The sequence below is a fragment of the Pseudoduganella flava genome (genome assembly GCF_007830495.1).
In the GTDB taxonomy this organism is placed as follows: Bacteria; Pseudomonadota; Gammaproteobacteria; order Burkholderiales; family Burkholderiaceae_D; genus Rugamonas; species Rugamonas flava.
The window spans coordinates 110010-130163 of record NZ_VLKW01000013.1; the positions used below are offsets into that span (position 1 = coordinate 110010).

15 protein-coding genes are annotated in these 20154 nt (G+C 68.0%); 5 read left to right on the forward strand and 10 right to left on the reverse strand.

What is annotated here, in order from left to right:
- Genes IP92_RS26250 through IP92_RS26265 form a run of 4 tightly spaced genes read right to left on the reverse strand, consistent with a single transcriptional unit; the run spans nucleotide 1 to nucleotide 6059 of the window.
- Nucleotides 1–1203, reverse strand: coding sequence for a glycoside hydrolase family 27 protein (locus IP92_RS26250; protein WP_145880905.1), 1203 nt, complete (start codon nucleotides 1201–1203; stop codon nucleotides 1–3).
- Complete coding sequence (locus IP92_RS26255) at nucleotides 1200–2525, reverse strand: glycoside hydrolase 5 family protein (protein WP_229418980.1); 1326 nt, start codon at nucleotides 2523–2525, stop codon at nucleotides 1200–1202. Before IP92_RS26255 ends, IP92_RS26250 begins: the two co-directional genes overlap by 4 nt.
- Nucleotides 2522–4762 (reverse strand): glycoside hydrolase family 3 C-terminal domain-containing protein, encoded by a 2241-nt coding sequence (locus IP92_RS26260; protein ID WP_145880907.1) that lies wholly within the window; start codon nucleotides 4760–4762, stop codon nucleotides 2522–2524. Before IP92_RS26260 ends, IP92_RS26255 begins: the two co-directional genes overlap by 4 nt.
- 10 nt (nucleotides 4763–4772) lie before the next feature.
- Nucleotides 4773–6059 carry a sugar MFS transporter gene (locus IP92_RS26265; protein ID WP_145881131.1) on the reverse strand — a complete coding sequence of 429 codons (1287 nt, stop codon included), beginning with the start codon at nucleotides 6057–6059 and terminating at the stop codon, nucleotides 4773–4775.
- Nucleotides 6060–6397: 338 nt separating this feature from the next.
- Here IP92_RS26265 and IP92_RS26270 point away from each other — a divergent pair, with 338 nt between their 5' ends.
- From IP92_RS26270 to IP92_RS26290, 5 genes are all read left to right on the forward strand, one after another.
- Nucleotides 6398–7423, forward strand: a complete 1026-nt coding sequence (locus tag IP92_RS26270) for a LacI family DNA-binding transcriptional regulator (protein WP_145880909.1) — start codon at nucleotides 6398–6400, stop codon at nucleotides 7421–7423.
- 253 nt (nucleotides 7424–7676) lie between these two features.
- Complete coding sequence (locus IP92_RS26275; protein ID WP_145880911.1) at nucleotides 7677–8882, forward strand: AGE family epimerase/isomerase; 1206 nt, start codon at nucleotides 7677–7679, stop codon at nucleotides 8880–8882.
- A 1-nt stretch (nucleotide 8883) separates the two neighbouring features.
- Entirely contained in the window at nucleotides 8884–9804 is a 921-nt protein-coding gene (locus IP92_RS26280; RefSeq protein WP_145880913.1) for a carbohydrate kinase family protein, read from the forward strand.
- A gap of 41 nt (nucleotides 9805–9845) precedes the next feature.
- Nucleotides 9846–11276, forward strand: coding sequence for a DUF7133 domain-containing protein (locus IP92_RS26285; protein WP_145880915.1), 1431 nt, complete (start codon nucleotides 9846–9848; stop codon nucleotides 11274–11276).
- Between the two features lie 249 nt (nucleotides 11277–11525).
- Nucleotides 11526–13139, forward strand: a complete 1614-nt coding sequence (locus tag IP92_RS26290; RefSeq protein ID WP_145880917.1) for a methyl-accepting chemotaxis protein — start codon at nucleotides 11526–11528, stop codon at nucleotides 13137–13139.
- 243 nt (nucleotides 13140–13382) lie between these two features.
- Here IP92_RS26290 and IP92_RS30295 read toward each other — a convergent pair whose 3' ends face one another.
- Genes IP92_RS30295 through IP92_RS30025 form a run of 6 tightly spaced genes read right to left on the reverse strand, consistent with a single transcriptional unit; the run spans nucleotide 13383 to nucleotide 20154 of the window.
- The gene (locus IP92_RS30295) at nucleotides 13383–14426 is read right to left on the reverse strand and encodes a serine endopeptidase (RefSeq protein WP_199271911.1); all 1044 of its coding nucleotides are present in this window, start codon (nucleotides 14424–14426) and stop codon (nucleotides 13383–13385) included.
- On the reverse strand, nucleotides 14423–15475 hold the full coding sequence (locus IP92_RS30300; protein ID WP_199271912.1) for an AAA family ATPase: 1053 nt from the start codon (nucleotides 15473–15475) through the stop codon (nucleotides 14423–14425). Before IP92_RS30300 ends, IP92_RS30295 begins: the two co-directional genes overlap by 4 nt.
- Nucleotides 15475–16827 carry an AMP-binding protein gene (locus IP92_RS26300; RefSeq protein WP_145880919.1) on the reverse strand — a complete coding sequence of 451 codons (1353 nt, stop codon included), beginning with the start codon at nucleotides 16825–16827 and terminating at the stop codon, nucleotides 15475–15477. The genes IP92_RS30300 and IP92_RS26300 overlap by 1 nt, the downstream gene beginning before the upstream one ends.
- The gene (locus tag IP92_RS26305) at nucleotides 16824–17423 is read right to left on the reverse strand and encodes a hypothetical protein (RefSeq protein ID WP_229418981.1); all 600 of its coding nucleotides are present in this window, start codon (nucleotides 17421–17423) and stop codon (nucleotides 16824–16826) included. The genes IP92_RS26300 and IP92_RS26305 overlap by 4 nt, the downstream gene beginning before the upstream one ends.
- Nucleotides 17420–19183 (reverse strand): vWA domain-containing protein, encoded by a 1764-nt coding sequence (locus tag IP92_RS26310; protein WP_145880921.1) that lies wholly within the window; start codon nucleotides 19181–19183, stop codon nucleotides 17420–17422. The genes IP92_RS26305 and IP92_RS26310 overlap by 4 nt, the downstream gene beginning before the upstream one ends.
- Nucleotides 19180–20154, reverse strand: coding sequence for a hypothetical protein (locus IP92_RS30025; protein ID WP_158206697.1), 975 nt, complete (start codon nucleotides 20152–20154; stop codon nucleotides 19180–19182). Before IP92_RS30025 ends, IP92_RS26310 begins: the two co-directional genes overlap by 4 nt.

Below are 20154 nucleotides of genomic sequence, written 5' to 3' on the forward strand. Positions count from 1 at the left end.
CTACCCCTGCGCTTTCAGGCGCAGCATCAACACGCTGTGCGGCTTGAGCTTCACGTCCAGCGGTTTGGCGGTGTCGCCGCCGGCGCCGTTCCACAGGTCGGTCCAGCGGAAGCGCGTCTTCTTCAGGTCCGCCTCATGTTTCGACAGGTCGTCGGCCAGCGCGTACTTCTGCCAGTCGTGGCGGTAGTCCAGCGTGCGCTCGCCACGGTTCAGGAACATCACGGCCCAGTCGCCGCCGTCCAGCGGCTTGATCCACATCTCCAGGTCGCCCTGGGCGATGCGGCGCAGCGCCTGCACGCCCAGCTTGTCCTGGTTGACGGCGATGACGTTCCGGTTCGTCAGGATCTTCAGCGTCTCGGCGGACATGCTGCGCAAGTCGTTCCCGGAGATCAGCGGCGACGTCATCATCGCCCAGATCGAGAAGTGCGCCCGTTCCTCGTCGGGCGTCAGGCCATTGCCCACTTCCAGCATGTCCATGTCGTTCCAGTGGCCGGGCCCCGCGTACTTGCGCAGCGCGGCCGTCTTGTCCATGATGTTCAGCACACCGAACTGCGTCCACGAGCCATGCGACAGCTCGCAGTCCCAGCATGCCGTGATGTCGCCCGTCGTGCGCCACGAGTGCGATACGTCCTGGGCCCATTCCCACGGCTTGTTGTCGCCCCACTCGCACATCGAAAACAGGATCGGCCGGCCGGCGGCGCGCAATGCGTCGCGCATCGTCGTGTAGGCGCCCTTCGCGGACAAGCCTTCCGTATCGCACCAGTCGTACTTCAGGTAATCGACACCCCACGCCGCATAGGTGCGGGCATCCTGGTACTCGCGGCCCCGGCTGGCGGGCTTGTGGCCGCACGTCGTGTTGCCGGCATCGGAGTAGATGCCCAGCTTCAGGCCACGCGCGTGCACATAGTCCGCCAGTGCCTTGATTCCGGACGGGAAGCGCTGCGGATCCGGCTGGATGTTGCCATTCTCGTCGCGCTTGCCGTGCCAGCAGTCGTCGATGTTGACGTAGCGGTAGCCCGCGTCGCGCATGCCGTTCTTGACCATCGCATCGGCTGTGTCGCGGATCAGCTGTTCGTTGATGTCGCAGCCGAACTTGTTCCAGCTGTTCCACCCCATCTGCGGCGTATCGGCCAGGCCGTCGAACTTCTGCGCGTGGGCGGTGGCGGCCGCCATCAGCAATGCCGTCGTGACGAGCCGTTTCATTTGCGCTCCAGTGCGTGCAGGCGGTCCGCGTACTGGCGGATCAGCGCCATCGTCGATTTATCCGTGTCGAACACCGAGTACAGGCCCTGCTCCTCCTGCGGCGGGTCGCCCATCAAGTCGTTCCCTTCCTTCCACCAGTAATCGGGATTGGCCGCCCGCCCGGCACCGCCCCACGCCCAGAAATTGAAGCCCGCCACCGGGTCGCCCTTCTCGGCGCGGCCGACGACGACGTCGAGCACTTCCTTGTAGAAGCGGTCGCGCACGGTGGTCGGCGCCTTGATGTCGAACGACGCGCCATCGCGGTCCATGCCGAATTCCTCCAGCACGATCGGTTTGCCCAACTGCTTCGCGTAGTCGATGTGGACGTTCAGGTAATGGCTGCTTTTCGCCAGCGCGTCGTTCCACGTCGCGTCCACCCGCTTCGAGTCGATCCAGCCCCAGTTCTTCGGCCACAGGTGATACGTCAGGTAGTCGACGTCGCGCGCCTGGTGCGCCTTGACGAACAGGTCTGCATCCTGCGCGGAGCCGGCCAGGCCTTCGCTGCCGGTGCTGACGAGGTGGTGCTTGTCCAGGCTGCGGATGTAGCCGGCCGTGTCGGCGATCCACTTCACGTAGACGGCCTTCTCGTCGGCCGTCGCATTGCCGTTGCCGGGGCGCGGCTCGTTCGCCAGCTGCCACGACATGATCACCGGGTCGCTTGCATACGCGCGGCCGTTGACGGTGTTCTTGCGCTGCACGAAGGTGCGGATCACGTTGCGGTACTCGGCCTGCGCCTTGTCGTTACGGTAGAACTTCGCCGTCTCGCGCATGTACGTGTCGTAGTCCTTCGTCACGTTCGGGTCCAGCGCCGGCGTGCCCGCGAACCAGTTCAGGTACTGCGTCATGCCGCCGGACCATTGCCAGAAATTGTTCAGGTAGATCACCGCAGTCATGTCGCGTTTCGCCAGCTCGGCCAGCAGCACGTCCATGCCGGCCAGCAGCCGCTCGTCGTACTTGCCCGGCGCGCTCGTCGTCGCGGGGCGCACGGCGCTCGGCATGTCCGTCTTCTCGGAAACGGCCAGCACGCGTACGTTGTTGATGCCCATGCTTTTCAGCGTATCGAGCTCCTTCACCAGCCTGGCCTTGTCGTTCGCACCCAGGTAGGCGCCGTACCAGAAGTTGGCGCCGGCGATGTAGTAGGCCTTGCCGTCGCGCGTGAAGTGCGTCTTCTGCACCGCGACGAAGCCGGCCGGCTTGCCCGCCGTTGCTGCGTCGGCCGGCACTACGCCCATCATCAGCAGCGACGCTGCCAGTGCGATCATCCGCTTGGTCCCCATCATCATTGTTGCTTTCCTTTCTGGTTGATTGGCCGGCCCGCCACGTCGAGCGTCTGGGCCGGCAGTTGGATCGTGACCGTTTGGGCTGCCGGGTCGGCCGCGTGACGCGCCAGCATCACCTGGTAGCGCCCCGCCGCCACGTGCCACCGGTTGTCGGCACCCTTGATCATGCCGAACAGGCGCGGATCGATCGTCACGGCGACTTCGGTGCTGGCGCCCGGCGCCAGGTCGACCTTGTTCCAGCCGGCCAGGCGCTTCGGCGCCTCCCATTTGGCATTCATCGGGGAGACGTACACCTGCGGCACGTCCTTGCCTGGTTTGGCGCCCGTGTTGGTGACCGTGAAGCGCACCTGCACCCGGCCGTCGCGCAGCTCGGCGCGCGGCTTGCCATAGCCGAAGCGGGTGTACGACAGGCCGTAACCGAACGGGAACAGCGGCTTGTGGCCCTTCAAGTCGAACCACTTGTAGCCGACCGCCGCCCCCTCGTGGTAGTCGACGTTGAAGTGCAGCTCCGGTTGATTCGGATCGCCGTCCAGCTTCGGCCGCGGCAGTTGCTGTTCCGTCTCGGGGAACGTGGCGGGCAGGCGGCCGGACGGGTTCACTTCGCCAAACAGCACGCGCCCGATCGCTTCGCCGCCATTGGTGCCGGGGTACCAGGCCTCGACAATGGCCGCCACCCGGTCCGCCCACGGCGTCAGCACGGGGCCGCTGTTCTCCAGCACCACGGCCGTCTTCGGGTTCGCGGCGGCGACGGCGGCGATCAATGCATCCTGCCGGTCCGGCAATGACAGCGTCGTGGCATCGATCGACTCGTCCACCCACTGCGTCGCAAAGACGAGCACCACATCTGCACCGGCAGCCAGCTGCGCGGCCTTGGTGGGATCGGCGCCGCTGTCGAACACGACCTGCGCGCCCGGTGCGCGGGCCCGGATCGCCTTCAGTGGCGACGAAGGGTAGAACATCACCGGGCCGGGCCACGTCGCCGGCTGCAGCCCCGGCACGGCATTGCCGCCGCGTGGATAGACGAGCGACGAGCCGCCGCCCGCCAGCACGCCGACGTCCGCATGACCGCCGATGACGACGATCTTCCTGGCATTCGCGCGCAGCGGCAGCAGGTCGCCTGCGTTCTTCAGCAGGACGATGCCTTCCTCGGCATCGGCCTGGCTGATCCTGCCGTGCGCGTCGTAGTCGATCGCGCCATCCTGCCGCACCGGGTGGTCGACGACACCTTTCGCAAACATCGTGCGCAGCACACGGAACGCCATGTCATCGAGCCGTTTCTGCGGCACGTGGCCGTTCTCGACGGCTTCATCCAGCGCGCCGCCAAAGTAATGAGCGCGGTCGAATTCAAAGCCCGATTGCTGGTCCAGGCCCGCATTCGCCGCTTCGACGGTGCTGTGCGTGGCGCCCCAGTCCGACATCACATAGCCCTTGAAGCCCCAATCCTTCTTCAGCACCTCGTTCAGCAGCCATGGGTGCTCGCAAGCGTAGGGCCCATTCAGCCGGTTGTAAGCGCACATGAACGAGCCGGCATCCGTCAGCTCCAGCGCGATCTGGAACGCAAACAGGTCGGACATGCGCAGCGCGGCCGGTTCGATGCGCGCGTTCAGTTCGAAGCGGCCCGTTTCCTGGTCGTTCAGCGCGTAGTGCTTGATCGTCGAGATCACGTGGTTCGATTCGATGCCGCGCACCTGCTCGGCCACCATGATCCCCGCCAGCAGCGGGTCTTCCCCCGCGTATTCGAAGTTGCGGCCGTTGCGCGGCTCGCGCAGCAGGTTCACGCCGCCGGCCAGCATCACGTTGAAGCCGGACGCGCGCGCCTCGAAGCCGATCATCCGCCCGCCTTCATAGGCAAGCTTGCGGTTCCACGTGGCCGCGGTCGCGATGCCCGACGGCAGCGCCGTGCGTTCGCGCGGCGTCGTCGTGTACTGCGTGGCGACGCCGATGCCGGCGTCCGTCAGGAACATCGCGGGCAGGCCGAGGCGGGGAATCGGCGGCACGTAGCCGGCCGAGAACGGGATCGCCTCCGGCACCTTCTTCGTCTTGTTGCCGGCATGGTCGGCGCCGAAGTGGCTGGATACCAGGGTCAGTTTTTCCTTCTGCGTCATCTCCCTGATCGCCAGCGCGGCACGGCGGTCGGGATCCAGGCTCTTGTCCAGCCACGGCTGCGGCGCGTCGGCGGCGGCCAGGCATGGCAACACGGCAAGCGCCAGCAGGAACGCTTCTTTGTGCTTCATCGTCATCCTTTGAAAGTCAGTGCTGTGCTTCGACGTACATGCGGGCATAGCGCACGCCGAAGTACAGGATGAACACGTAGCAGGCCGCCGGCACGAAGAACGACCATTGCAGGCCGATCGCATCGGCCAGCGCGCCCTGCACGAACGGCACGATGGCGCCGCCGACGATGGCCATGCACAGGATGCCGGAGCCCTGCCCCGTCTGCGCGCCCAGCTTGTGCAGCGCCATCGAGAAGATCGTCGGGAACATGATGGAATTGAACAGGCCGACGGCCACCAGCGCCCACAGCGCCACCTGGCCCTTGCCGAAGATGGCCAGCAGGATCAGCACGATGGATGCGGCGGCATTGAACGCGAGCGCCTTGCCGGGGCTGACACTGCGCATCACGGCAAAGCCGATGAAGCGGCCCACCATCGCGCCGCCCCAGTAGTAGCTGACGTAGTGCGCGGCCTGGGCGTGCGGCAGGTTGGCGATCTGCGGTTCGCCGATGAAGTTGATCAGGAAGCTGCCGATCGCCACCTCGCCGCCCACGTACAGGAAGATGCCGATCGCGCCCAGCACGAGGTGGCGGTGCGCGAACACGGAGGCGGATGGCGCCTCCAGCTCGTCGCCGGCATGGGTGATCGTGGGGAGCTTCACCAGCGCGAACAGCACGGCCAGCGCCAGCAGCGCGCCGGCCAGCGCCAGGTACGGGCCTTGCACCGCGGCCGCTTCCTGCAGCCGGTACTGCAGCAACGCGTCGCCCACCAGTTTCGTCGCGTCGACGGCAGCGGGCATGCCCTGCAGGATCAGCAGGCCGCCCAGTGCCGGCGCGATCGTCGTGCCCAGCGAGTTGAATGCCTGCGTCAGCGTGAGGCGGCTGGATGCGGTGGCCGGCGGCCCCAGCACCGTGACGAACGGATTGGCGGCCACCTGCAGCACCGTGATGCCGGACGCCAGCACGAAGAACGCGAACAGGAACAGCGCGTAACCGCTGATCGCCGCCGGGTAGAACAGCGCGCAGCCGAGCGCCGCGACGACAAGGCCGGCACAAGCGCCGTTCTTGTAGCCGATCCGGCGGATCAGCATCCCGGCCGGCAGCGACACGATGAAGTAGGCGCCGAAGAAGCAGAACTGCACGAGCATCGCCTGCACGTAGTTCAACGTGTAGACGGACTTCAGGTGGGGGATCAGCACGTCGTTCAGCGACGTCAGGAGCCCCCACATGAAGAACAGGATCGTGATCACGACCAGGGGTGCGGTGTGCGACCGCGCGGGGGCGTTGCCCGGCGGCGCATACGCCGCGGGTGACAGGTGTTCCATCATCGTCTCCTCTCGGATTCCGGCGGCGCCGGGTCTGTTGTTATGACAACGATTTTGCATAAGCCCCCGCGGCGGGTCAAACGCCGGCCGCGAAACGGGGCCCAGTTTAGCGCTGTTCACTAAACAAGCACCCCGTCCCTTCCTCTATTGCAGCTACACAGGGGCGGCAGGAGCGGCGGTTGTTTAGTAAATACGACTAAACTGCCGGGCAAAGCGCATTGCGTGTTTGACCATGTACCGACCCTATGCAAGACTGTGCCGATAAAAGAACGGGCCGGCAGGCACGTTCGCTGATAACGGAGGGGATCCATGTGCCAGCTTCCCGGAGGCGTAAGCCCATGACGGCCGCCACCGCCAACGACGCCGCCCGGCGCACCGCCCAGGGCGGCGTGACGATCCGCGACATTGCCCGCGCCGCCGGCGTTTCGGCGGGCACGATCTCGCGGGCGCTGAAGAACGAACCGGGGCTGACGGAAGTCACGCGCCAGATGGTGCTGAACACGGCGCGCGACCTCGGCTACGATTTCTGCAAGCTGCGGCCGAAGCGGCTGCGGCGCCTGACGTTCCTGCTGCACCGCCAGCACAACACTGCCGCCAGCAGCCCGTTCTACTCGCCCGTGCTGCACGGCGCCGAGGAGGCCTGCCGCAAGCAGGGCATCGTGCTGTCGTTCATGGCCGTGGGACCGGCCGACGGCCTGGTGGACCAGTTGCGGATGCACGCGCCGGACGCCATCGTGTGCGCCGGCTTCTTCGAGCCCGAGCTGCTGACGGCGCTGCGTGCCACCGGCAAGCCGATCGTGCTGATCGATATGAAGCTGCGCGGCTACAGCTCCGTCAACCCGGACAATATGATGGGCGGCTACCTGGCCACCAAGCACCTGATCGAACGTGGCCGCGAACGCGTGGGCTTCATCTGCGGCTCGCTGTCGCACTACAGCATCCGCGAGCGGGCGCGCGGCTACCGCCAGGCGCTGTTTGATGCCGGCATCCTCGCCGACCCACGGCTGGAGGCGCCGCTGCCGGATGGCGTGGACCTGGAACAGGGTGCATGGGAAGCGATGGAATCGCTGCTTGCGTTGCCGAAGCCGCCGGACGCCGTGTTCTGCTACAACGACAGCGCCGCACTGGTGGCGATGCGTTGCTGCCTGGCGCGGGGACTCAAGGTACCGCACGACGTGGCGATCGTCGGCTTCGACGACATCTCGACGGCCGTGCTGGGCCACCGGCCGCTGACGACGCTGCGGATCAACAAGAAGGAGCTGGGCGCGCTGGGCGTCGAGCTGCTGCTGAGCGGGCGCACGGACGACGTGGTCGAAAAAGTGGCGCCCGTCGAACTGGTGGTGCGCGCCAGCACCGTTTGCTGAAGGAGGAACGGGGCGGCACACGACCACACCATGCGACGTACCCGGCGCGGCCAGCGGCCGTGCGGGGAGCGCTCATCCTCGCATGACGGAGGCGCGTCGCAGCATCGTGAAAACAGGGGAAGGACAGGACCAAGGACAGCGCCAAGGACAGCTCCAACGAGGAACTTGGGGCCAATTGTACTTGGGGCCTATTGTATAAACGGTTTCCGCCTTCGTTGCCGCGAAGAGGAAACGCCATCAGAACGGACGATTCATGTTACCAGATTTTCATTCCCGCGAAACCCTGCTGCGGCATATCCGCGACACCCGCAGCTTCTACGACCCGCGGTCGGTGGATGCCAGCGGCGGCTTCCACCACTTCTACAAGGATGACGGCACGGTGTACGACGCGCACACCCGCCACCTCGTCAGCAGCACGCGCTTCGTGTTCAATTACGCGATGGCCTACCGCCACTTCCACGAAGCGGAAGATCTGCGCCGCGTGCGCCATGGCCTCGCATTCCTGCGCGACGTGCACCGCGATCCCGCCACCGGCGGCTATGCATGGCAGCTGGACTGGCGCGATGGCGTGAAGACCGTCGGCGACGCCACCAACCACTGCTACGGCCTGGCCTTCGTGCTGCTCGCCTATGCGCATGCGTTGATGGCCGGCGTGGAGGAGGCGCGCGGCTGGCTCGATGAGACGTACGACCTGATGGAGCAGCGCTTCTGGGAACCACAGCACGGCCTGTACGCGGACGAGGCGACGGCCGACTGGGTCGTGGCGCCCTACCGCGGCCAGAACGCCAACATGCACTCGTGTGAGGCGATGCTGGCCGCGTACGACGCGACCGGCAACGTGCGCTACCTGCACCGCGCCGAAACGCTGGCGCGCAATATCGCCGTGCGCCAGGCTGGCCTCGCGGACGACCTGGTGTGGGAACACTACCGGCAGGACTGGTCCGTCGACGCCGACTACAACCGCCACGACAAGACCAACATCTTCCGCCCGTGGGGTTACCAGCCGGGCCATTTGACCGAATGGGCCAAGCTGCTGCTGATCCTCGATCGCCATCGCGACAAGCTGGCCGGTGACGCGGACTGGCTGGTGCCGCGCGCCGTGCACTTCTTCGACGCGGCGCTGGCCAGGGCATGGGACGAGCGCCATGGCGGCATCCATTACGGCTTCGGGCCGGACGGCAGCATCTGCGATGGCGACAAATACTTCTGGGTGCAGGCTGAAAGCTTCGCAGCGGCCGCGCTGCTGGGCGCACGCACGGGCGAGCAGCGCTTCTGGGACTGGTACGACCGCATCTGGCAATACAGCTGGCAGCATTTCGTCGACCACGTGCATGGCGCCTGGTACCGCATCCTCGCGCCGGACAATGCCAAGCTGACTGACGAGAAGAGCCCGGCCGGCAAGACGGATTACCACACGATGGGCGCCTGCTACGAAGTGCTGACCGTGCTGAAGGACTGACATGAGCGAACCCGTTTTCATTGCCGCAGGCGAGGCGCTGACGGACCTGATCGTGGCCGGCGATGCGCGCGCCACGTGGCTCAGCCGCACCGGCGGCTCGACGTGGAACGTGGCGCGCGCGATGGCCCGGCTGGGCGTGCCGACCGCGTTTGCGGGGGCCATCAGCCGCGATGTGTTCGGCGACGCGCTGTGGCAGGCCTCCACCGACGCGCAGCTGGACCTGCGCTTCCTGCAGCGGCTGGACAAGTCGCCGCTGCTGGCGATCGTGCACCGGCTGGCGCCGCCCAGCTATTTCTTTGTCGGCGACGACAGCGCCGACCTGCACTTCGATGCCGCTGCGCTGCCGGCCGGATGGCAGGACCACTGCCGCTGGATGCACTTCGGCGGCATCAGCCTGGCCCGGCAACCGCTGGCGGACAAGCTGGTGGCATTGGCGCGGCAGGCCAGGGAGGCCGGCATCCGCATCAGCTACGACCCGAACTGGCGCCTGCTGATGGACGAGCGCTACGACCCGACCTTGCGGGCGATGACGGCGCTGGCGGACGTCGTGAAGGTATCCGACGAAGACCTGGCCGGCCTGTTCCGCACGACCGACATCGCCGCCGCATTCGTCACGCTGCGCAGCTGGAACCCGCACGCGCACTACCTGTACACGCAGGGCGAACTGGGCGCCTCGCTGCACCTGGGCGACGCCAGCTGGCACGTGCCGGCGCCGCGGGTGACGGTGGCCGACACGGTCGGCGCCGGGGATGCGAGCATCGCCGGCTTTGCCTTCAGCATGTTGCAGGCACCGGAGCGTGCGCCCGTGGAGCACCTGCGCCGCGCCGTCGCCGCCGGTGCCGCCGCCTGCCTGGGAGCGGGCGCGACGCCGCCCACGCTGGCGGACGTCGAGCGGCTCGTGCTGGAGGTGGCGCGCGCTTAGCCTTATGATGGCGGGATTCACCCCTATTGGAGTCCCGCCCGATGAAGCTTGCCGCGCTGCTTGCCCAGCCTTTTACCCAGCCTTTTACCCAGCCTTCCGCCCTGCCCCTTGCCCTGCTCGTCCTTGCCGGCGCGGCGCACGCCGCCCAGCCGGTCGACGCCGCCCGCCTGTACCAGAACCATTGCGCGCAATGCCATGGCGTGAAGCTGGAAGGCGGCACGGGACCGAGCCTGGCGGACAACCAATGGCTGCACGGCCAACCGACGCCGGCGAACCTGGCCGGCATCATCGCCAAGGGCGTGCCGGACAAGGGCATGCCGGGATGGTCGCAGGCACTGGACAAGACGCAGATCGCGGCGCTCGCGGACTACGTAGCCGCGGGCGGCAGCAAGAACGCCGCCGCGGTGAAGACCGCCGCGCCGGGCAAGGCGGACGACGGCCTGTCCCGCCTCACCTTGCCGAAGGGGTTCTCGATCGCCGTGTACGCGGACGGCGTCGCGACGGCACGCTCGCTGGCGGTATCGGGCAGCGGCATCGTCTACGTGGGCTCGCGCAAGGCCGGCAAGGTGTATGCGGTGGTCGACACGGACGGCGACAAGAAGGCCGACAAGGTCGTCACCGTGGCCGAGGGCCTGGACAGTCCGATCGGCGTGACGTTGCTGAACGGCGCGCTGTACGTGGCGGAGGTCGGCCGCGTGATCCGCTTCGATGCGATCGACAGGACCTATGCGAACAAGCCGGCCTACAAGGTCGTCAAGGGCGACCTGCCGAACGATCGCTGGCATGGCGAGAAGGTGATCAAGGCGGGGCCGGACGGCAAACTGTACATCCCCGTCGGCTCGCCCTGCAACGTCTGCGACAAGAACGACGAAGTCTATTCGAAGATCTGGCGCATGAACCCGGACGGCTCCGGCTGGGAGATGGTGGCGAACGGCATCCGCAACACGGTCGGTTTCGCGTGGCACCCGGTGACGAAGGAACTATGGTTCACCGATAACGGCCGTGACGAGATGGGCGACAACGTGCCCTCGTGCGAGTTGAACGTGGCGCCGAAGCCGGGCATGCATTTCGGCTTCCCGTACTGCCACGGCGGCGTCGTGCCCGATCCGAAGTTCGGCAACGGCAGGAGCTGCGCCGAGTTCACGCCGCCGGTCGCCAAGCTGGGCCCGCACGTGGCGCCGCTCGGCCTCGCGTTCTACACGGGCACGCAATTCCCGGCGCAATACCGCAACCAGGTGTTCGTGGCCGAACACGGCTCGTGGAACCGCACGCAGAAGATCGGCTACAAGGTCAGCCTCGTGACGCTGCAGGGCAACCAGGAAGTCACGACGACGACCTTCATCGACGGGTTCCTGCAGGGCGAGGACGTCAGCGGCCGCCCAGTCGACATCGCCGTGATGGCGGACGGTTCGATGCTGATTTCCGATGATCATGCAGGCAAGATTTACCGGGTGACCTACACCGGGAAATAAGTACAACGGCCATTGTTCGGACGCAACGACCTCGTGACATATTATTGCGTCGCGTCAATGGCCATGCTACGCTTGGGGTATTCGCTCTGGATGAGGCGGCCCTAACTGCTTGCCCGCCTCCCTGCCCCGATCCGTTCGGCACTCCGGAAGCAACCGCGCCACAGCCCTGCGCACAGGCCTCGCCATGTCGATCCGACATCGCGATATCACAGTGCCAGGGCCCGCGGCCCTGCTTACTTCGGAAGAATCATGCTGAATCGTCTCACGATACGTACCCGCCTCATCGCCACGATGGCCGTCCTTGGCCTGTTGATCGCCGTCACCGGCGCGATGGGCATCTACGGCATCCGCTCGGTCAACGCGGCCCTCGAACAAACCTACAGTAACCAATTGGCGTCGTCGATGGCGATCGCCGAATCGAAGAACACGGTGAGCCGGGCACGCCTGGTACAGGACCGCGCCATCCTCCATCCGGATTCGCCGGAAATCCCGGCGCTGCTCAAGCGCGCCGACGACTTCATCGCGAAATCCGATACGGCCTGGAACCGCTACCTCGCCCTGCCACAGGATGCCGAGGAGAAGCGCCTGTCCGACGATGTGGCAGTCGCCCGCAAGGCATTCATCGAACAGGGGTTGAACGCGATGGCGCAGGCGCTGCGCGCGGGCGACGCGGCACGCATCGAGCAGCTGGCGATGAAGGATATGCAAAAGCTGTATTCCGCGTTCAGCGACGCGTCGGACAAACTGGACAAGTACCAGATGGAGCAGGCCGAGGAGAACTTCGCGGCCAGCCAGAAGCTGTACGGCACGCTGCTGACGCTGTCGATCGGCGCGATCGTCGCGGGCCTCGTGCTGATCGTCGCAGCGAGCATCGTGCTGATGCGCGCGATCATGCAGCCGCTGCGCGAAGCGCTGCGCCAGTTCGATGCGATGGCTGCCGGCGACCTGTCGCAACCGGTCGACACCAGCCGCCACGACGAAATGGGCACGCTGATGAAGGGCCTCGCCACGATGCAGCAGCAGCTGGCCGCCACTGTGCGTACCGTGCGCGAAGGCAGCGGCTCGATCGCGCTGGCCAGCAACGAGATCGCCGACGGTAACCTGGACCTGTCGCGCCGCACCGAGCAGCAGGCCGCCAGCCTGGAAGAGACGGCGTCGTCGCTGGAAGAACTGACCGCCACCGTGCGCCAGAACGCGGACAACGCGCGCCAGGCGAACACCATGGCCTTGACGGCGTCGGACGTGGCGCAACAGGGCGGCAAGATCGTCGCGCAGGTGGTCGACACGATGGGCGCGATCAGCGCGTCGTCGAAGCAGATCGTGGACATCATCTCCGTCATCGACGGCATCGCATTCCAGACCAACATCCTCGCATTGAACGCGGCCGTCGAGGCAGCGCGCGCCGGTGAACAGGGCCGTGGTTTCGCCGTCGTCGCGAGCGAAGTGCGCACCTTGGCGCAGCGTTCAGCCGCCGCCGCGAAGGAAATCAAGGAACTGATCGACAACTCGGTGGCCAACGTCGACGCGGGGTCCGCGCTGGTGGGCAACGCCGGCACGACGATGACGGAAATCGTCACGAGCATCGCCCGCGTGGCGGACATCATGACGGAGATTACGTCGGCCACGAACGAGCAAAGCTCGGGCATCGACCTGATCAACCAGGCCGTCACGCAGATGGACCAGGTGACGCAGCAGAACGCCGCGCTGGTCGAAGAAGCCGCGGCGGCCGCCGGCGCGCTGCAGGAACAGGCCGCGACGCTGGAGCAGACCGTCAGCGTGTTCCGGCTGGAGCAGCAAGCAGCCCCCCACGCATCCCGCACCCCGCTGCGCAGCCAGCCGGCATCCCGTTTGGCCCTGCAATAAGTTGCTCAAAACGGGGGACTGTCCCTCGAATCAGGAAATATTTCCAAATTCGAGGGACAGTCCCCAAACCAAAAACCACACTTTTGTCGCGACGGCGCGTCACTTTGGTGGAATGCGCGTGCGCCTGCCCTGCTGATTGCGTTTTCAACTGATTGGGGACTGTCCCTCGATTCAGGAAATATTTCCTGGATCGAGGGACAGTCCCCAAATTTTGGCAACGCTTTTTGTTGCGCGTTTGCGTCGTTATGGCTTGGTGGCGGCCGGGGTGCCGCAGCTGTAGCAGAAGCGCGTGAAGGCGTTCTTGCGGGCGTTGCAGGCGGTGCAGTGGTTGAACAGGCCGATGCCGCAGTGCGGGCAGAAGTCCATCTTCGGGTCCTTCAGGTCCACCTGCCGCTCGCAGCCGGGGCACACGCCCTTGCCCATCCGCGCCAGCGCCGTGTCGTAGCCCAGGTTCTCGCGGCGCTCCGTGTCCGGCAGCGCTTCGGCGGCTTTCTGCCGTTCCAGGTAGCGCTGCAGCCCGAGGATCGCTTGCCGTCCCACCACCACCGTCAACAGGATGCCCACCACGTAGCGCACGTAGCCGCCGTAGCTGGGCAGGTAGGGCACCAGTTCGACGAAGAACGCGAACAGCGCGAAGAAGATGAAGCCCCAGACGAATGGCCACCACGTGCTCTTGCGATGCGTCTTCCACAGCCAGCCGGCGACCAGCAGCAACGGCAGCGTCAATGCCAGGCGGTAGCCGAACACGCGTAGTTCGCGCAGCTGCATCGCCCTGATGTAGCGGCCCTGCGCCTCGCTCTCCAGCGCCAGGATGCGCGCACTGGCACGGTCGCGGGCCTGCGTCGCATCCAGTTGCCGCTGTTCCTGCGCCTGCACGGCCGCCAGCGCCTTGCGCTCCTCGGCCTTCAGCGCATCGAGCTGGCGCGTGCGGGCGATCAGTTCAGGGTCCTGCTCCGGGCGCATCGTCGCCTGGCGGGTAGCGAGCCAGTTGTCGAACGTCTCGCGCGCCGTGCGGCTGTTCGCCTCGGCCACCTTGTGCTTCTGGCGCGCCTGATCGAGCGCCGCCTGGGCTTCCTCGCGCGTGCCTTCCGCCTCCTTCAGCGCCAGCTCGGCCGCGCCGTACTGCTGGCGGTCCGTGAACTGCTGCAGCTGCAGCGGGGCTTCGACGAGGTTCAGGTTGTCGACGACCTTGCCGCCCAGCCCGATCAGGAAGCCGGCGAACAGCAGCGCGACGAGCCACAGGCCGCGCTGGAACCATTTTTCGGAGAGGCGGAGGGCTTTGCTCATGGTTGCTCCTTGAGGTAGGGAGGAAGGCCCAGCGCCTCGCGCGCGCGATCAACGCGCTGCGGCAACGCGCCTTCCAGGATGACATAAGGGATATGGCGCTCGGCCAGCGCGCGTTCGTACCACGCATGCTGCTTCAGCCGGAACGGGGGTTCGCGCCGCGTGCCGTCCTGCACGAACGGGAAGTCCGGCGCGCACAGGAAGACCGCGTCATAAGGGCGTTCCGCAAGCCGGACGAGTTCGGGGTCCGCGCGGCCGAACAGGTCGAGGCTGTAGAACAGCGTCGTCAATGGCGACGTGTCGCAACTGAGCCAGGCACACCCGTCGGCAGCAAGGCGCTCCTCGGCGTCGACCTGGCGGCGCGCGATGTGCAGCATGTCGTCGTATACCAGCCGGCCGTCGCACTGCTCCCACCACGTGCGGCCGAACTCCGGCACCCACGCGCTGCCGAGCGCACCTGCCAGCGCCTCGGCCATCGTCGACTTGCCGCTCGACTCGCCGCCGAGGAAGCACGCGCGCCGCACGAAGTCCGCATACACCACCGGTGCCAGCTGCGCGCGGTGGCGATGCACGTCGGCGCGCACCGCCGTCCCCGACACCGGCACCGCGCTGCGCGCGCGGTCCACGCAGACGTGGCGCACCGGATGGCCGAAGCAGCGCGCCAGCGTGGCGGCGAAGCCGTCGCCGTAATCCTCGCTGGTGAAGACGGCGTCCACGGTGCGTCCCAGCAGCGCGGTGCACAGCCATGCGACAAAAGTGCGATGCACGTCGTCCGGCGCGTCGTTGCCGGGCAGCCGGCGCAGCGGCAGGCTGCGCGCTGCGCACTGCTCCGCGAGGCGCGCGTCGTCCAGCACCAGCACGGTCGCCGCGGGGAACCGGCTGCGCAGCCAGCGTTCGCGCCGCGCCGGCGCGCAGCCGTCGAACTCGGGCTTCGTATAGCTGATCACAATCAGCTCGGCGCATTGCCGTGCCGCGTGGCCGATCACGAGCTCGTGCCCCAGGTGCAGCGGGCAGAACTTGCCCACCACGAGGCCGGTTCGAAACGCCGGCATCACCCGAGCGCCTCCGCCAGGTCGGACGTGTATTGCACCACCTTGTCTTCCTCCTTCAGCAATGCGACGCGCAGCGGCACGGGACCGAGCAGCGCTTGCAATGCGGTGCGCGCTGCCTGCGACCACGGCTGGCCGTGCGCATCGAGCCGTACCGTCACGGCGCCATCGCGGGCCTGGTGGACGGCGAAGTGCGCCAGGGGCAGCGCCTGCAGCGCATGCGTCACATCGATATTGTTCACCCAGCTGCCGTCGGCGCACCGGTAGCGCACCGGCGCGCGGCCGGACAATGCCCGCAGCACCGGCCCATCCGGCGTATCGGCAAGCGCCGCGTAATCGCCGGTGCGGTAGCGCAGCAACGGCAGGCAGGTATTGAATCCGCCGGTGACGACGACCTCGCCGCGCGCGCCCGGCGCCACCGGCCTGCCGGCACCGTCCAGGATCTCGACGTAAAGCTCCGGCTGCAGCAGCAGGTGGCCGTCGCACCGCTCGTCATGCACGGCCACCGGTCCCACCTCGTTCATCGAATAGATGTCCAGCACGGGACAGCCGAACCGTTCCGCCAGCGCCTGCCGCAACCCCGGCAGCAGTTGCATCGACACCGACAGCAGCGCCTTCGGCCGCCACGTCATCGGCAGGCGCAGCAGCTCGGCGAACGAGATCGGGTCGCCCGAGATCACTTCCGGCGCCATCGCGTCGAGGTAGCGCGCGCGGTCGGCCGGGTCGCGCCAGTCGCCGGGGTGCAGGTTCAGTTTCGCCAGGCCCGATTCGCCCATCGTCGGCGTCACCGACACATAAGTGAAGCAGCGCCGCTGGCAGCCGAGCAGGATCACGCCCACCTGCCCCGCACCATGACGCAGCGTGACGCCAAAGCGGGCCAGTGCCCGCTTGTGGTAGGCCAGGTAGCGTGCGGCCACCAGCGGCAGCGACGGCACCTGCAGCGGGTGCCCGGTCGTGCCCGTGGTGCGGAAGTTGAGCAGGCGCGTCACGTCGACGTCGTCCGGCACGAAGCGCGTCACGTCCTGTGCCAGGTCGGCGCGCGCGACGATCGGCAGCGCGCCGAGCGTGGCGGGCGGCGCGCCGAGGGCACGGTAGTAAGGCACGCGCCGCAACGTATCGGCGACGAACGCCGCCAGCCACGGCGGTTCGACGCCGGCCCGCCATGCGAACGGCTGCGCAGGGATGACCTCTTCGAAGCGCCGCGCCAGTTCGACTTCTTCGGCCAGCAGGCGGTTGCCGCTGCGGTTGCGATACAGCGGCGCCGCCGGGTGTTCGCGCATGAACGCCAGCATGTGCCGCCCCGCGTCGGTCAGCGTGGGGTAGCGCTCCGCGTCCGTTGCCCCGCTATCGCTCATTCGCGCGACCATTTGTCCGCCGCTTCCTCGGCGGCCTGCCGCGCCAGCGCTTCCCGGATCGCGCGGGCCCGTTGTTCCGCCGCGCGGCTTGCTTCGAGCAGCCGGCGCCGTTCGATGCCGCTGATGGCCGCCAGCCGGTCCGCCGCCTGCTCGGCGGTCTCGCCCGCCGGGCGCCAACCGAGCGTGGCCAGGGTCATGCGCACGAGTTCCTCGCGCCGCTCGGGGTCCGCGGCAAACTGGCGCGCGCGGGTTGCGGCCGCCAGTTCGAGGGCAGTCGGTCCGATCAGCGTCAGCAGGCGCGCCTGCTCCGGCTGCGCGGCAGCGAAGCAGTCGTCAGCCAGCAGCCAGGCCAGCAGCGCGACGACCGCCAGGTATTCCGCATTGCCGTCCGCCGCCAGGCGTTGCAGCGCGTCGACGGACAGCCTGGTGCCGAGCCCTCCGGCCACGTCGTTCACGAGCGCCGCCACGTACAGCGTGCCCTCGACGCCGATGCGCGGCGGCGCGGCGAAGTCGGGCGGCGTATCGGCGAGCCGCCGCGTCAGCACTTCCAGCGCGGCGTGCGGCATGGTCAGCAGCGCCGTCTTCCGTGTCGTCATGCGCGCCGCCCCGCGTCGGCGTAATGGCGGCGGCTGAATACGCGGGCAAATTCCAGCAAGTCTTCCATCTTCTGGATCGCACTGATCTGCCAACCCTGCTCGCGCTCGGCGCGCTGCAGCGTGTCGTAGGCAGGCACGCCGCCCGCCTTGCCCCGCTCGATGAACCACGACGACAGGTTCAGCGCCATCGTACCGCCGGCCCCGGCGGCACGCAGCGCCGCCGCCGCGACGTCCCAGCCGCTGTTGCGGCGCTCGTCGGCGGCGAACAGCGTGTCGATGCCTTCGTCCGAGATCATCAGCAGGTGCGTGGGGCGCCGTCCGGGACGCGGCCGCAAGCCGGGTCCACACCAGGTATCGCGCAACCGATGGATGGGGAACGCCGTGCCGCCACCGAAATACCCCGTCAATACGGCCAGGATGCACTGCTCGTCGCGCGTGAAGCCATCCGTCTCCAGCACCTCGTGCTTCCCGCTCCACAGCGTGACGCGCACGGACGCGCCGGCGCGCAGCGCGGACAGCGCGATCACGGCGCCGGCCAGCGCCAGCCACGACGTCGCCACCCGCGGGTTGGGCATCGAACCGGAACTGTCCACGTACATGTCGAGGTCCATCGGCAGCACCTGCTCCGTGCTGCCCGCTTCGCGGCCATACGTGCGCTTGAACGTCGTCACGCCCGGGATCGGCACCGGCGCCAGCGCGAGACTGTGCAGCCAGTCGATCTCGTCGAGCGGATCGCCGATGTTCCACGGCTCGTGCCCTTCCAGCTGCGGTTCTTCGACTTCCGGCGCGCGCCGCGCGGGGAACGGCACCAGATGCGGCAATGCGCGCTCGCGGTAGTAGCGCACCGCGATCTCGACGTCCGTCAGCTTCACGCCGGCCGCACGCAGCATCTCGCCATACGCGAACGGTTCGCGGCACTGGCCTTGCGGCACGTCCGGCAAGGGCGGGCGCTCGTCCGCCTGGCCCGCTTCGTCGAGGCCCGAAATCAGCGGATCGTGCACCGGGTGCAGCGCCCCTTGCAGCTCTTCCCGGTCGACGCCCAACGCGCCAGCGGGCTCCGCGCCGGCGCAGGCCTCCAGCGTATCGAGCAGCTCGGGCGGCACCCGGCTATCGTCCACCAGGTAAGGCAGCAGCAACGTGGCGAAGCGGCCGGCGCCGTCGAGCCAGTCGTTCGCGTACACCCGAACCAGGCGAGCGCCCAGCCAGGCGTCCGTCGCCCGGGCGGCATCGGCGCCGGCACCCAGCTGGCCCTTGCGCTGCCACAGTTCTTCGCAGATGCCCATGTACAGCTGCCACACCTGCCCGCTCGCGGACGCTTCGTCGCGTGCCGCCAGCACCGCGTAGATGTCGGCGATCCGCAGGCCGGCCTGGCGTTGCAGCCGGTCGTTGATGAACAGGTCCGTGTACAGGTTGGCGATCATCGGCGCGTGCCGCTCGAGCGTCGGCAATGCGGCGCGGATGCGTGCGAGCAGGCGCAGGTGATCGGTCACGCTGGCCGGCGCCAGCACGTGGTGGCCAATCTCGTGCGCGAGGATTTCGGTGGCATAGCCCTCCAGGCCGTGCCGGCACACCGCCTCGAGGTCGATCACGACGCGCTGGTCGGCCAGCCGGATCATCGCGAAGCTGCCCTGCAATCCCTCGGCCGCCGCCTCGATCGTGTGCGCGCACAGCAGCGGCTCGCCCAGCCGGGTGTAGCGGCTCCATGCCGCCAGTGCGTCCGGCCATGCGGCGCGCCATGCCTGCAGGATCGTCTCGCTCATGGCAGCGGCAGCAGGCGGATCGCGTGCGTGTACGGCGACGTCACGGCGACAGTATGGTGGTTGCACGTGATGCGCAAGCCATCGGGCGGCAGGTCGAGCGCGATCGTGCGCGTGCCGAGCCGCAGCTGCCCGCGCTCCAGCTTCACCTCCGGATGATCGCCCCGAGGCGCCGCTGCCGCGTACTCGGCGGCGCTGGCTCCCAGCAGTACCGCGCCGTGCCGGTCGGCCAGCAGCAGGTGATGGCGCTCGCCGCCATCGACGACGAAGCCGTCGCCCCACGGCCGCAATGCGGGCGGCATCGCGAACGCGCCGCCCAGGCCCGCGAAGGCGCCGCAAGCGACGTCCGCATCGCGCGCGTTCCACCATGGGTCCTCCGCCAGGGCCGCGGCGCTGCTGGCCCAGTCGCTCGACGGTGGCAAGCCCACGGCGGCCAGCGCCAGCGCTTCCGGCAAGCCGGCAGCGGCGGCCAGCGCGCCGCCGCGCAGGTGCGCCATGCCGGCGCGCCATGCGAGCAGCTGGCCGAGCGCCGCGAGCTGCCGGGTGTCGCCGGCCTGCGCCGCCAGCGCCGCCATGTCGGTTCGCCACTGGGCTCCGCGGCCGCCGTGCGCCGCGACATACAGCCAGGCATTCGTCAGCATGCCCAGCACCTGCGCCGGCGCGGTGGCGAGCAGCGCACCGCACGGCTGCGCCAGCACGCGCCACAGTTCGCACACTTGCGCGGTACGGGCCGCCTGCGCCGGATCGGCCGCGCCGACCAGCAACGCGGTATCCAGCGCCGCCACCACGGCCGCGGTCACCCGCGCGGCATCGCATTGCGCGACCGCCTGCGCCACCGGGTCGACGGCCTGTTCGATGAACGCGGACAGTGTCGCGCCGTCGAACCCGGGGCCGGCATGGCGCGCCATCTCTATGCGGCGGTTCAGCTGGGAGCGTGCGGCGGCCAGCGCGGCGGCGAGGACGGCGGAGACCAT

Bases quoted from the DNA above. Each gene is read 5' to 3' on its own strand.
- IP92_RS26250 (WP_145880905.1), bottom strand. From the start codon at position 1,203: ATGAAACGGCTCGTCACGACGGCATTGCTGATGGCGGCCGCCACCGCC.
- IP92_RS26255 (WP_229418980.1), bottom strand. From the start codon at position 2,525: ATGATGATGGGGACCAAGCGGATGATCGCACTGGCAGCGTCGCTGCTG.
- IP92_RS26260 (WP_145880907.1), bottom strand. From the start codon at position 4,762: ATGACGATGAAGCACAAAGAAGCGTTCCTGCTGGCGCTTGCCGTGTTG.
- IP92_RS26265 (WP_145881131.1), bottom strand. From the start codon at position 6,059: ATGGAACACCTGTCACCCGCGGCGTATGCGCCGCCGGGCAACGCCCCC.
- IP92_RS26270 (WP_145880909.1), top strand. From the start codon at position 6,398: ATGACGGCCGCCACCGCCAACGACGCCGCCCGGCGCACCGCCCAGGGC.
- IP92_RS26275 (WP_145880911.1), top strand. From the start codon at position 7,677: ATGTTACCAGATTTTCATTCCCGCGAAACCCTGCTGCGGCATATCCGC.
- IP92_RS26280 (WP_145880913.1), top strand. From the start codon at position 8,884: ATGAGCGAACCCGTTTTCATTGCCGCAGGCGAGGCGCTGACGGACCTG.
- IP92_RS26285 (WP_145880915.1), top strand. From the start codon at position 9,846: ATGAAGCTTGCCGCGCTGCTTGCCCAGCCTTTTACCCAGCCTTTTACC.
- IP92_RS26290 (WP_145880917.1), top strand. From the start codon at position 11,526: ATGCTGAATCGTCTCACGATACGTACCCGCCTCATCGCCACGATGGCC.
- IP92_RS30295 (WP_199271911.1), bottom strand. From the start codon at position 14,426: ATGAGCAAAGCCCTCCGCCTCTCCGAAAAATGGTTCCAGCGCGGCCTG.
- IP92_RS30300 (WP_199271912.1), bottom strand. From the start codon at position 15,475: ATGCCGGCGTTTCGAACCGGCCTCGTGGTGGGCAAGTTCTGCCCGCTG.
- IP92_RS26300 (WP_145880919.1), bottom strand. From the start codon at position 16,827: ATGAGCGATAGCGGGGCAACGGACGCGGAGCGCTACCCCACGCTGACC.
- IP92_RS26305 (WP_229418981.1), bottom strand. From the start codon at position 17,423: ATGACGACACGGAAGACGGCGCTGCTGACCATGCCGCACGCCGCGCTG.
- IP92_RS26310 (WP_145880921.1), bottom strand. From the start codon at position 19,183: ATGAGCGAGACGATCCTGCAGGCATGGCGCGCCGCATGGCCGGACGCA.
- IP92_RS30025 (WP_158206697.1), bottom strand. From the start codon at position 20,154: ATGGTCTCCGCCGTCCTCGCCGCCGCGCTGGCCGCCGCACGCTCCCAG.